We start from the raw sequence: 12,601 nt of genomic DNA, 5'->3' as shown, positions 1-12,601 counted from the left end.
TATATCAATCATATTTCAACTTTATTTCTACCATATTTCTATAATATATTGTAAAACTTGTTTCCAAATAAGATCAAACCATGAACCATTTATACCCCATCTTCCTCAAAGCCCATGAATTAAACTTTCTGCTCGTTGGTGGAGGGTTTGTGGGGACAGAAAAGTTGAGTTTCCTGCTCAAGAGCAGTCCTAAAGCTCAGGTCACAGCAGTGTCCAAGGAGTTTAATGCTGAGTTTTTGGAATTGGCCGGGCAGGCAGCTAATGTGACCCTGATTCAGGATGCTTATGACGAAAAGTATCTGGGAGGAAAGCATCTTGTCATTGCTGCTACCAATTTCCCAGAGATCAATAAGCAAATTCATGACGAAGCCAAGGAAAGGTATATCCTGATCAACGTAGCGGATACACCTGAGCTCTGTGATTTTTATCTCGGTGGCATCGTGACCAAAGGAAATCTGAAAATCGCCATTAGCACCAATGGCAAATCTCCTACCACAGCTAAGCGTCTGCGCCAAATGCTAGAAGAAGTACTTCCTGAAGAAATCGATGAACTATTAGAAAACCTCAACGCTTACCGAGATACCCTCAAGGGGGATTTTGAGTATAAGGTGAAGGCGATGAATGAAATTACAGGGATGCTGGTGGAGAAGAAGGGTTAAGAATTAAAACTCTTGACATAAGAGATTTAAAACAAGTGGTTAAAAGTTATCGTTTTGGTAACTTTTTTCTTTATATTTGTTTTAAACAAGTAATTTGGTGTGAAAATATTTTCTAGAGGGACTTTAAGAGATTTTTGGGAAAAACATGGTAATTGTGAACAACAATTGAAAATTTGGTATCGTGAAACTGAAAAATCTAATTGGTCATCCATTCAAGATCTTAAAAGAGAGTATCCTAGTGCAAGTATTTTAAAAAATAATCGAATTGTTTTCAACATTAAAGGAAATGATTACCGATTGATTGCCAAGTTCAACTTTGAATATCAGCTTTGTTGGATACGGTTTATTGGGACACATGCGGAGTATGATAAAATCAATGCAAACGAAATTTAAAATGAAAATTAAACCAATAAAAAACGAGAAAGATTATCAAAATGCACTTGCTAGGTTAGAGGTGATTTTTGATGCTAAGAAAGGTACTGAGGAAGGTGATGAATTAGAAATCTTATCCATTATCATTGATAACTACGAGAAAGAGAATTTCCCAATTGAAATGCCTGACCCCATTGCTGCAATTAATTTCAGAATGGAACAAATGGGGTTAAAGCAAAAGGACTTAGTTGAGATGATTGGGTTTAAAAGTCGCGTTAGTGAGGTCATGAATAAAAAACGGAAACTAACTTTAGAAATGATCAGAAAACTAAGTGCCAACTTAAAAATCCCAACAGATGTATTGATTCAAGATTATTGAGAATTTTAGATAGAAGGAATTTTTTTGAAAAAATCAGGTTATACTTCTAAGTTCAAAATCCTGAGCATAACCTGATTTTTAGAATTTTAGACTAAAACAACCTAACACCTACAGTAGGGATTATCGTTTTGACATCATCAGTGAAAATAAAACCTGCGTTTAGCTGGAAATTACCCTTTATATTGTACCTGTAAGAGGCTTTAAGTGTAGTGCCTTGGAAAACAGGCCCTGAATCATTCAACAGATAACCAATTTGAATGGTGTCCCATGGAGCTTTACTGGGGCTAAGTACAATTTCAGCATTTATAAATGGATTATGAAACACATTGACTCCGCCATCTGGTTTGTCAGTGAAAAAAACTGAATTGGTAATCGATGCTCCTAGGCCTACTTTTTTTAAATTAATTACAGCTCTAAACCCCATCTCAGGAGTAAACTTTCCACCTATGTAATCGAGCCCGAAAGGAATACCAAGTGTAAAATCTGGTTTGTATGGGACATATTGGATATAGATATCTCTCAAAGCTGCCATAATTGTGTTTTCTACCCAATCAGAATGCAGATAATATGTTCTGACTTCATTTTCTTTGATGTTTTTCGCTGATTTTAAGGTATTGAATATTTTCTCTTCTATTTGCTCCTTTTGATAGTCTTTATTATTGAATATAGCCTCTACCTTACTTTTATTAGGCATGATGAATACCAAGGTATCTGTAAAGAATTCTGGATTATTCTTTGCGAAATTTTTAAAAGAGGAAATATATCTCGGCGTATTATCTTTCAGCTGTGCCTGTGCAAGGTAGCTGAAGCTACATAAGAAGATGAGAATGATAAGTTTTTTCATTGGTTTGTGTGTTTTGGTTGAATAATCCCTGTGCACAGGATTTTAGGTATTCAGCTGTTTTATTGTTCATAAAGTCGGGCTGTCAGTTCATTGATTTGAAGTCTGAATTTGCCTTTCTTTCTGTTGTTTAAGTCGTTTATTGCTTCTAATTCTTTTTCAGAAAGTTCCACATTGAACCCATCAATTTTGATTCTTCGATCTGGTTTATCCCAGTTGACTGCAATTATTTTTTTGCTTCCATTAGAAGTTTTTGGGACTTCAAAAATCGTATCTGTTTCACTTTCTGCCTCAGCTATCAGAATCTCTGGTATTGTAATTTCGACCTGAACTTGTGGAAGTTTTTGCTTCTCCATTTCGACCGATTTGTCAGGCAAAGTTTTGGTTTGAGGTGTTTTATCTTCTAAAGATTTCTCCTGATTTTTTGGAATGAAAACGAGATTTGTTTGAGGAATAGTTTCTCCTAATTCTTCTGAAATAATGGTTTGTAAATAGCGTGTTTTTGGTTCAGAGGGCGGAAAATCAAGTAAGATAATTCCCCAAATTCCAATCAGAAATATAGCAGCAGCCGAAGCGATCCTACTCCAAAGGGCAATGATTTTTCTTTTCTTCAAGCCTTTTTCAATGCCCATCCAAAGATTTTCTTTTGGATATTTTACAGGTAGATTTTCTTTTAGATTTTTGATTTGTGTCTCTAGCAATTTTTCTGATGAAATTTTGCCCCAAAGACTTTTGTTTGGAAGATGCTCTGGCAAGCGCTTGTTCCACTGATTGTTTTCAGGATTTTTCATTTTGATAGATAGTCTTTTGAGAGTTTCTTTTGCAGTAATTTTTTGGCGTAATGCAGTTGAGATTTTGAAGTACCTTTGTGGATATTCAACAATATTGAGATTTCTTCATGACTGTAGCCTTCTATTTCATAGAGTACAAATATCGCCCTGCTAGATTCTGGCAAGCTTTGAATAGCCTGATCGAGCATTTCAGCATCAATCCACTGATCGAGTAGGAGTTCATCTGATACTACTCCTTCATTTAAATCTTCATGAATTTGTAGTGTCTTGATGCCTTTCAATGCCTTTCTCACCATGATGGTTTTGATCCAAGCGCCCAGTGTTGAATCTTGACGGAAGTTTTTGATATGCCTGAAAACTTCTATAAAACCTTCTTGAAGTAGGTCATTGGCTTCATCGTAATCATTGCTTATTCGATACACCAAATTGAACATCGCCACCTTATACCTTTCAAAAAGCTCGAATTGTGCTTGGCTATCTTGCGATATACAAGCATTGATCAAGTCTTTTTCCGAGAGGTAGATTTTTCCCATATTCAACTTAAAGAGTCCGATTTTTGAAAAAAGGTTGGAAGGAGTTGGAAAAAAACTTATTATTCTTCAAAAATCAAAGCATGAAGACTGTAGATGATATTGTGAAGCTTGGAGATCCAAGATTGTATCAAGTTTGTGAACCAGTACTGAAAGAAGAGCTTCATCTCGTTGAGGATTGGGTAAAGGATTTACATGATGCCATGGAGGATATTCGTAAGGTATATGGTTTTGGTCGTGGAATCGCGGCGCCTCAGCTTGGTATCATGAAGCGTTTGTTTTACTTGAATCTCGATAGGCCTTATATCATCATCAATCCATTTTTAAAAAATCAGAGTAAAGAAATGTTTGAATTATGGGATGATTGCATGAGTTTTCCAAATCTATTAGTCAAAGTCAAAAGACATCAATCACTTACTTTGGAATACTTGGATGAAAACTGGGAAAAGCAATCCTGGGATGTCACTGATGCCATTTCTGAATTGGTTCAACACGAATATGATCACTTGGATGGTGTACTTTGTACCATGCGCGCCATAGATGATAAGAGTTTTCGATGGAAAAGTTGATTATTTTATTGCTGTTTATTCCCAAGCATTTCTCATATCATCGGGCTACTTTAAATAATTTGTCTAAATTTGCACCAATTTAGCCATAAGTATTTAACCCTCTTAAACCCTCACTTGTAATGCCAAAGGAAAGTAGCATTAAACACGTTCTCATCATCGGTTCAGGTCCCATCGTCATTGGTCAAGCTTGCGAATTTGATTATTCAGGTTCTCAGGCAGCCAGATCCTTAAGGGAAGAAGGAATCACAGTCACATTGATCAATTCCAATCCAGCCACTATCATGACGGATCCGGTGACAGCAGATAATGTGTATTTGCTTCCTCTCGAGAAAAAATCCATCATACAAATACTCAAAGAGCACCCAACCATTGATTGTGTACTACCCACAATGGGAGGCCAGACTGCGCTTAATCTGGCTATTGATTGTGATGTAGCTGGTATATGGAAAAAATTTGGAGTCAGAATGATCGGTGTTGATATCGATGCCATTGAGACTGCTGAAAACAGGGAGAAATTCAAAGCTCTGATGGAGAAAATCGGAGTCGGAGTATGTAAAGGTGCTACAGCGACCTCTTTTTTGCAAGGGAAAGAAATCGCACAAGAAATAGGCTTTCCATTGATCATCAGAGCATCTTACACGCTTGGTGGGGCTGGTGGTGCATTTGTGGAGAAGGCAGAAGATTTTGAAAAACTTTTGATGGCAGGACTTGAAGCTTCGCCTGTCCATGAAGTCTTGATTGAGCAAAGTATTCTGGGTTGGAAAGAATACGAGTTAGAAGTAATGCGAGATAATATTGGGAACATGATTGTAATTTGTTCCATTGAGAATTTTGACCCAATGGGTGTGCATACCGGAGATTCCATTACAGTAGCTCCAGCGATGACCCTTCCTGATACTGTTTATCAAAGAATGAGAAACTATGCCATCACCATGATGAATAGTATAGGGAATTTCGCAGGTGGATGTAATGTGCAGTTTGCGGTGAGTCCAGATAATAAAGAAATTATAGGGATTGAAATCAACCCTAGGGTTTCTAGGTCTTCTGCTTTGGCTTCAAAAGCCACGGGTTATCCGATTGCCAAAGTTGCTGCTAAGTTGGCGATTGGATATAACCTTGACGAACTTTCTAACTCTATCACTGGTACTACATCAGCCTTTTTTGAACCGACGATTGATTATGTAATTGTTAAGATCCCAAGATGGAACTTTGATAAGTTCAAAGGCTCAGACAGAAGACTAGGGCTTTCGATGAAGGCAGTGGGAGAGGTGATGGGAATCGGCAGAAATTTCCAAGAAGCACTTCAAAAGGCTTGTCAGTCACTGGAAATCAAGCGTAATGGGCTGGGGGCAGATGGTAAAGAGTTGAAAAATCAAGAAGAGATTCTCTATAGCTTGGCAAACCCAAGCTGGAATAGACTTTTTCATGTCTATGACGCGTTCAAATTGGGAATTTCCTTTAGAACAATTCAAGATCTTACTAAAATCGATAAGTGGTTTTTGAAACAGATAGAGGAGTTGATCCATTTAGAGAAGGAGATTGAAAAGCATGACCTGAACACTATTCCAAGAGACTTGATGGAGTTGGCCAAAAGAAAAGGATACGCAGATCGTCAGCTTGCGCATTTGCTTGGTTGCTTGGAAAGTGAGGTTTTTGATAAGAGATACCAAGAGATGGGGATCAAACGAGTATATAAGCTTGTTGATACTTGTGCTGCGGAATTTGAAGCACAGACTCCTTATTATTATTCTACTTTTGGCGAGGAAAATGAATCGGTTCCTACCAACAAAAAGAAGGTGGTAGTCTTAGGTTCTGGTCCAAACAGGGTAGGGCAAGGGATAGAGTTTGATTACTCTTGTGTACATGGGGTATTGGCAGCCAAGGAGTGTGGCTATGAAACTATCATGATCAATTGTAACCCAGAGACTGTATCCACTGATTTTGATATTTCGGATAAGTTGTATTTTGAGCCAGTATTCTGGGAACATATTTATGAAATCATTCTTCAAGAAAAGCCAGAAGGAGTCATTGTGCAGCTTGGTGGTCAGACTGCGCTGAAGCTAGCTGAAAAATTAGATAAGTATGGTATCAAGATCATAGGGACGAGCTTTGAAGCCTTGGACTTGGCAGAAGATAGAGGGAGATTTTCCAATTTACTTCAGGAAAACGATGTGCCTTACCCGGAATTTGGTACTATTCATAATACAGATGAAGCTCTAGAGCTTTGTAAGAGAATCGGCTTTCCACTTTTGGTAAGACCTTCTTATGTACTTGGTGGACAAGGTATGAAGATTGTGATCAATGAAAAGGAACTAGAAGAGCATGTGGTAAATGTCCTTCGTGATATCCCTAACAATGAAATTCTTCTCGATCACTTCTTAGAGGGTGCAATAGAAGCTGAGGCAGATGCTATCTGTGATGGCGAAAATGTCTACATTATCGGTATTATGCAGCACATAGAGCCAGCTGGAATTCACTCTGGAGATTCCTATGCTGTGTTACCTCCTTACAACTTGGGGGATTTAGTAATCAGACAAATTGAGACTTATACTAAGAAGATCGCCTTGGCATTGAAAACCAAGGGATTGATCAATATTCAGTTTGCGATCAAGAATGACAAAGTTTATATCATCGAGGCCAACCCTAGAGCATCGAGGACCGTACCTTTTATCTGTAAAGCATATAGAGAGCCCTATGTGAATTATGCTACTAAGGTAATGTTGGGTGAGAAAAAAGTTACAGACTTTGAATTCAACCCAACTAAAAATGGTTATGCTATCAAAGTTCCTGTCTTCTCTTTCCACAAGTTCCCGAATGTCAACAAAGAATTAGGCCCTGAAATGAAGTCAACAGGAGAAGCGATCTATTTCATTGAGGATTTGATGGATGATTTCTTCCTTAAAATTTATTCAGAGAGGAATCTTTATTTGAGTAGATAAAAGTTTTGTATTGGGGTAGTCGGTGAGTTATTCTCCGATTACCTTGTAAATTGATTTGTTGCGTGAAATATATTATCATCATTTTAGGAATAGGTTGGTTGTTGGGTCAGTTGGTAAGGTACTTCTTGCGAACTAAGCTAGCGAAATTTGTACAGCAGGTAAATGAAGCAGCCAAAGAGCAACAACGTCAGCAATATCAACGAACTAATCCAAGCGGAGAAATCAGAGTTGATCATATTCCCGAAAAGCATAAACGCAAATCGCAAGACCTAGATAAAGGTGGAGATTACGTAGATTATGAAGAGGTAAAAGATTGAAAAATATCTTTTATTTCCTACAACAATAGATAGACTACATTCTCGTATAAAATTTAAAAGCCTCATGAAAATTTCAATTCATGAGGCTTTTAAATTATTTTTTTAAGCTGTTATTTGTCCTGAAGTACATTGCATCGGTCATAAGCTGGATCAATGTCTATATAGACGTCTTCTTTAGCAGTGACAAACCATTTGCCCAAAAGTTCATCTTCTTTTTTCCTTCTTGTTGCAGCCTTTAGCTTTTCATAATCATCATTCAAATTAGCTCTATGTGCAGGGAATCTTTCTTTATAGAACAATACCCTGACTTTGGTTCCCTCTCTTGGATCTTCGAATCTCATAGGAGGAGTAATGCTACCAATCTTCATAGAATCTAGGGTAAAATATAAAACAGGATCATCAAGGGTTCGCAATGTAAGCCTATTGGAACCTGACCCTGGATCAGCAAAGAAGCCACCATTGTCTGAGGTCTCTCTATCTTCAGAATATTCTTTTGCAGCCTTTGCAAACTCAATTTTTCCTTCTAAAATGACATTTCTTAAGCTATCAAGATAGCGTTCGGTTTTCTTGATATCATCTTCGTTGGGTTCAGGCTTGATCAGGATATGCCTGGTATTGAAAGTATTTCCTCTTCTTTCGAGAAGTTGAATCATGTGGAAGCCAAACATGGTCTCTACAGGATCAGAGACCTCACCTGGCTTCAAAGCCAATGAAGTAGCTTCATATTCTGGGGCAAGTTCACCCCTCCTGAAAAAGCCTAATTCACCACCTTGAATGGCAGATCCAGGATCTTGTGAATATTGTCGAGCTAGCGTAGCAAAATCTGAAGTTCCATCCATCAACTGTTGTTTCAATCCAGCTAGAAAATTAGCCACCTCTGTTTTGGCTTTTTCATTGACTTCAGGTTTTCTCACAATCTGCCCTACAGTTACTTCTGCTGAGAAGAAGGGGAGGGAGTCTTTGGGAATTGAGTTGAAGAATCTTCTAACTTCCGCTGGAGACACAGTTAAGCCTTCTGTGATTTTGCCTTGCATACGTTGCACGATCATCTGCTCGCGAAGGGCATCAGTGATTTCTGATTTCAGCTGCTCACTGGTTTTTCCATATACTTCTACTAGAGTATTCTCATCCCCACCGAGCTGCGCCATCATCATGTTGAATCTTTGATCTGCTTGAATCATCACTTCGGCATCACTTACGATAACTGAATCTATCTCAGCTTTGGCCACCATTAATTTATTGATCAGCATAGACTCAAAAATATCGCATCTTGTAGGTGCTTCAAATCCCTGCTGGGAGTTTGCGATTGCTTCTAAATAAGTTTTTTGTACATCAGACTCTAGAAGGATATAGTTATTCACTTTAGCAACAATCCTGTCTAAAACCTGCCCTGTAGCTGGGGTGGTTTTCTTTTCTTCTTCTTGTGCAAAAAGAAGACTAGCTGTTATCATCATACAGGAGAATGCGAGAAGTATTTTGATTTTACTCATATATTTTAAACTCATTATTTTCTAGTGCTCTATTGTAAATTTCTTTTTGTAACTGCTCCACCAATGCTATTCTTTTTTTATTGAGCAGGATTTTTGAGACCTCCTCTTTGACGAAATCCATTGGTGGTATTTGTTCTTGCAATTTATATTCCAAAATCTTGAAATAATAGGTATAAGCATCATCATCTGCCTTGATCAATTTATTGTTTCTTAGCAGCTGAACTTTATTATTGTTGCTCGCAATAGGGGTGTTGATGATGATATCTTCAAACCTAACCCATGTAGAATCTTCCAAGAAGTAATTAGAAGCATGATTGAGCGCGATCTGCCTGATTTCCGAATCACTACCAGTCTTATTTGTATTGAGGAGTCTTTCCAGTACCCTATTTTGATTGCTTGACTTCTCCAGTTTGAAGAAGTTTGTTCGGACGATAATTTCTTTTAGACTAAAGTTTTCCTTATGCAGTTCGTAATACTCTTGAATATCAGTTTCACTTACAATCCTATCAGTATTGGCCTCTACATAAGCTTTTTCAAATTCATAGACCATCAAGGCATAGCGATAATCGAGCAACTTCCTATTGAGTTCTGCTTCATCGAAACTCATTGTCTTTCCAGCTTCTTTGATCATCAATTGCTTTCTAACCCAGCTTTGGATGTAGCGATTGGTGATATTGATACTGTCTTCTTCCGTACTGTTTTGAGCAGAAATGAAGTTTAAGTCTGATTTTTTAAGCAGTTGGTTTCCAACAGAAGCTACAACATCATCAACTTCATCTTCAGCACTTGACTTGAATTTGAACAAATCACAAGAACTGAGAAGGAGACAGATGACTGTGGGGAATATAAACTTACTGATTGGTGACAAATTCGTAGACTCTATTTTTTTCTTCCTCGTTTATTCTGATAATATAATTGGCTTTCAAAGTCTCTAGGAGTGCCTTGTCAAGATACTCTTGATAGTCTTGTATAACCTTTCCTCTAGTTTCATCAAATTTTTTCGGCCCAGCTGGTATTTTATTACCCAACAGAATAAAATGGGTTTTATTGTCTATTTTAACCTCTTGAAGGGATTTTTTGTCCATGACTCTACTCAATACAGGATGAGAATCAAACTCGTATACATTATTATCAATAGTAAACGCAAGTGGGTCATCGTTCAAAAACGTGTTCTCTAATCTACTTACTAGATTTTTTTGATAAGATTTATCGCTAAGAAATCTTTTAACACTAGCAGTTACATTGTCTTTGGTCATTTTGACGATAAGAGCCTCGGTTCTTTCTTTCCATTGATAGCGATCGATATTTGTTTCATAAAATGAAACCTGTCCAAGGCTATCCTCTAAGGCCTTTTGCCACACATTTTCATTCATCAAGGTGAAAAGTAAAATTCCATCTCGATACTCTTTCAGAGTGAGTTGATACTCTTTATTGTGCTCCTCTAGGTATTTTTCTTCTGATTTATTGAGACTGACTTCTACAAATTTATCATACCATGTCGCGAAGAAATTGCGTGTACCTGGCCTGATGATTTGAGGATTGGTCTGTATGAATTCCCTGAGGTCTGACAATACAGTAGGAGCTCCATTGATAGTGAATATCTGCTGTTTTTCTAAAATTGAATCCTCAAGCTCCTCTTCTATCGTAGCTCTGGACTGATTTTCAAATTTGATGATCAATGAATCAACGAGGGCTTCATTTTCCACAAAATCAAATCTAGATTTCTGAATAGAGGTGACTTGAGATTGAATTAGTGAAGATCTGCTATCTCTAAGAATTTTTGACTTGATCATAGGCTCCATTTCTTCAAATGTGGCCAAAGGCTTTTTATCCTCAAGCCTGATGATATGATAGCCGTAGGGTGTTTTGACTGGCGGAGAGATTTCCCCAATTTCAGTCAAGTTGAAAGCTACTTTTTCAAAATCTGGTATCACTGAGCCAATACTGATAAATGGCAGTAGACCACCAGAATTTTTTGTTCCTTGATCTTCCGAATACTGAGCACAAATTTCTTCCCAAACACTTTCTTCTTTTTGAAGCTCTGTGTAAATATCGCCTACTCTTCTCAAAGCTCTCTCTTCAGCTACTGGATCACCTGATTGAGACCTGACAAGTATATGGGAGACTCTGATTTCACCTGGATTGGGTTTTCTGTCTTCAAGTCTGATGATATGGTAGCCATAATTGGTCAAAATTGGCTCAGAAATTTCACCTATCTCTAATCCGAATGCTGCATCTTCAAATTGATGTACCATTTGTAATGCGGTGAAGTAGCCTAGACTACCTTTGTTCTCTTGTGCGGAAGGGTCATCAGAATACTCCAAAGCTAATTCATTGAAATCGGCTCCCTCTTCTGATTGGGTTTTGAGCTTTTGTGCCATACGAAATACTGCAATGGTATCTTCCCTACTGGCATTAGTGGGAAATTGAAGCAGAATATGGCTGGCTTTTACGATTTCCTGCATGCGGTTATAAGCTTTCATTAGCTCGCCTTCTTGTAGGGAATTCTTAATCAAAAAAGGTCTGATTAGATCTTCTTTGAACATGGAGAATTCCCTGTCAAACTCCTCAGTCTGGTCAAGTCCTCTATTTTCCGCTTCCTTCACCTTAAGTTTGAAATTAACAAAGAGCTCAAAATTCTCTTCGAATACAGATTGATCCAAGAGCCCCTCCTTTTCTTGGAAAGCCCTGTTTTTGGAAAGAATATGAAGAAATTCGTCTGCAAACACCTCTTCATTTCCGATAGTCATCAGAGGAACAGGAGTAGAAGGCTGATTGTCCTCAGGCTGAATGATTGTTTTGGGACTACACGCAAATGCAAAAGCCAAACAGCAGAAATAGAAATATTTGATATTCATATCGATGGCATGCCGAAAATTACAATGCAATGTTACAAATTTATAGGAACAAATATTCGGCTAGAAGCATTAAAGAATGACAAATTAACAATTATTTGGATTTGAGATTTTTAAAAAGTCTGCAAGTGTTTTGAGAACCTATTTTTTCAAATTCAATTTTGTCCATGATTCTTTTGACCAAAATGATGCCTAAGCCTCCTTTTCTTTTGGCTTTCTTCACTTGTGTGATTTCCGGTTCTTTATATTCAATGATATTAAAGCCCTCACCCTGATCTCTAATTTCGATTTTCAAGATACCATTCTCTTTTTCAACTTCCACCTGGATATATTCCTGTGGATTGCAGCCATGGGAGTGGATGATAAGATTGGCACATACTTCATCTACAGCCAAGGTAACTTGATGCTGTTCGATATCAGACAGTGAGGTATCTCTAAGAATATCATTCAAAAAAGCCCTCAGATCTGTTAGCCTTGTGGTATCACAATATAGTTTCAGCTCGTGCTTCATCATATCTCTTGCAAGGCATCTTCTTTATTGGATTTGATAATGATTAATTGATCCAATCCTAAAATTCTAAATACTTGATAGACTCTTTCATTCAGCCCATAGATGACCAAGGAAATATTTTTCTCTTGAAAATCTTCAATATAGGACATAAAAACCCCCAATCCTGCAGATGAAATATACTGAAGCTCAGTGCCATCTACTAGGATATTCTTCTCACCACTTTCCATCAGAGCAATGATGCTTTCGTCTAGTTCCACGGAATTGCTGGCATCCACCTCTCCTATAAGGTGAAGTGTTACGTGATTTGACTCTTTTGTAGTTTCGATCTTAAGCATGTTTTAATATACG

At 37.7% G+C, this 12,601-nt stretch carries 14 protein-coding genes; 6 read left to right on the top strand and 8 right to left on the bottom strand.

Going from position 1 to position 12,601, the window contains the following annotated elements:
* The first annotated feature begins 80 nt into the window (after nt 1–80).
* The 3 genes from CHB66_RS04170 (at nt 81) to CHB66_RS04160 (ending at nt 1,410) form a co-directional block, all read left to right on the top strand.
* Nucleotides 81–659, top strand: coding sequence for a precorrin-2 dehydrogenase/sirohydrochlorin ferrochelatase family protein (locus CHB66_RS04170; protein ID WP_089238287.1), 579 nt, complete (start codon nt 81–83; stop codon nt 657–659).
* Nucleotides 660–758: 99 nt separating this feature from the next.
* Nucleotides 759–1,052 carry a type II toxin-antitoxin system HigB family toxin gene (locus tag CHB66_RS04165; protein WP_089238285.1) on the top strand — a complete coding sequence of 98 codons (294 nt, stop codon included), beginning with the start codon at nt 759–761 and terminating at the stop codon, nt 1,050–1,052.
* Nucleotide 1,053: 1 nt separating this feature from the next.
* Nucleotides 1,054–1,410 (top strand): helix-turn-helix domain-containing protein, encoded by a 357-nt coding sequence (locus CHB66_RS04160; RefSeq protein ID WP_089238593.1) that lies wholly within the window; start codon nt 1,054–1,056, stop codon nt 1,408–1,410.
* Between the two features lie 91 nt (nt 1,411–1,501).
* Here CHB66_RS04160 and CHB66_RS04155 read toward each other — a convergent pair whose 3' ends face one another.
* From CHB66_RS04155 to CHB66_RS04145, 3 genes are read right to left on the bottom strand one after another with little or no spacing between them, the layout of a single operon-like run.
* Nucleotides 1,502–2,254 carry a hypothetical protein gene (locus CHB66_RS04155; RefSeq protein ID WP_089238283.1) on the bottom strand — a complete coding sequence of 251 codons (753 nt, stop codon included), beginning with the start codon at nt 2,252–2,254 and terminating at the stop codon, nt 1,502–1,504.
* Nucleotides 2,255–2,313: 59 nt separating this feature from the next.
* A complete protein-coding gene (locus tag CHB66_RS04150) occupies nt 2,314–3,042 on the bottom strand; it encodes a hypothetical protein (RefSeq protein ID WP_089238281.1) in 729 nt (242 codons plus the stop codon).
* Nucleotides 3,039–3,575 carry an RNA polymerase sigma factor gene (locus CHB66_RS04145; protein WP_089238279.1) on the bottom strand — a complete coding sequence of 179 codons (537 nt, stop codon included), beginning with the start codon at nt 3,573–3,575 and terminating at the stop codon, nt 3,039–3,041. Before CHB66_RS04145 ends, CHB66_RS04150 begins: the two co-directional genes overlap by 4 nt.
* Nucleotides 3,576–3,655: 80 nt before the next feature.
* Between CHB66_RS04145 and CHB66_RS04140 the strand changes: the two genes are divergently transcribed.
* The 3 genes from CHB66_RS04140 (at nt 3,656) to CHB66_RS04130 (ending at nt 7,397) form a co-directional block, all read left to right on the top strand.
* Nucleotides 3,656–4,141, top strand: coding sequence for a peptide deformylase (locus CHB66_RS04140; RefSeq protein WP_089238591.1), 486 nt, complete (start codon nt 3,656–3,658; stop codon nt 4,139–4,141).
* A 119-nt stretch (nt 4,142–4,260) separates the two neighbouring features.
* Nucleotides 4,261–7,080, top strand: coding sequence for a carbamoyl-phosphate synthase large subunit (gene carB / locus CHB66_RS04135; RefSeq protein WP_089238277.1), 2,820 nt, complete (start codon nt 4,261–4,263; stop codon nt 7,078–7,080).
* Between the two features lie 62 nt (nt 7,081–7,142).
* Nucleotides 7,143–7,397, top strand: coding sequence for a DUF4834 family protein (locus tag CHB66_RS04130; protein WP_170932427.1), 255 nt, complete (start codon nt 7,143–7,145; stop codon nt 7,395–7,397).
* Between the two features lie 110 nt (nt 7,398–7,507).
* Here the strand turns inward: CHB66_RS04130 and CHB66_RS04125 are convergent, their stop codons facing one another.
* The 5 genes from CHB66_RS04125 to CHB66_RS04105 form a co-directional block, all read right to left on the bottom strand.
* A complete protein-coding gene (locus CHB66_RS04125; RefSeq protein ID WP_089238587.1) occupies nt 7,508–8,887 on the bottom strand; it encodes a peptidylprolyl isomerase in 1,380 nt (459 codons plus the stop codon).
* Nucleotides 8,880–9,692, bottom strand: coding sequence for a peptidyl-prolyl cis-trans isomerase (locus tag CHB66_RS04120; protein WP_245812666.1), 813 nt, complete (start codon nt 9,690–9,692; stop codon nt 8,880–8,882). The genes CHB66_RS04125 and CHB66_RS04120 overlap by 8 nt, the downstream gene beginning before the upstream one ends.
* Nucleotides 9,693–9,738: 46 nt before the next feature.
* Complete coding sequence (locus tag CHB66_RS04115; protein WP_245812665.1) at nt 9,739–11,775, bottom strand: peptidylprolyl isomerase; 2,037 nt, start codon at nt 11,773–11,775, stop codon at nt 9,739–9,741.
* Between the two features lie 61 nt (nt 11,776–11,836).
* Nucleotides 11,837–12,253 carry an ATP-binding protein gene (locus tag CHB66_RS04110; RefSeq protein WP_089238585.1) on the bottom strand — a complete coding sequence of 139 codons (417 nt, stop codon included), beginning with the start codon at nt 12,251–12,253 and terminating at the stop codon, nt 11,837–11,839.
* Nucleotides 12,253–12,588 (bottom strand): STAS domain-containing protein, encoded by a 336-nt coding sequence (locus tag CHB66_RS04105; RefSeq protein WP_089238271.1) that lies wholly within the window; start codon nt 12,586–12,588, stop codon nt 12,253–12,255. Before CHB66_RS04105 ends, CHB66_RS04110 begins: the two co-directional genes overlap by 1 nt.
* Between the last annotated feature and the right edge of the window lie 13 nt (nt 12,589–12,601).

This window comes from Belliella buryatensis, from assembly GCF_900188245.1.
Taxonomy (GTDB): Bacteria; Bacteroidota; Bacteroidia; order Cytophagales; family Cyclobacteriaceae; genus Belliella; species Belliella buryatensis.
Note: the sequence above shows the minus strand (reverse complement) of the source record. Positions and strands in the feature narration are given on the sequence as shown.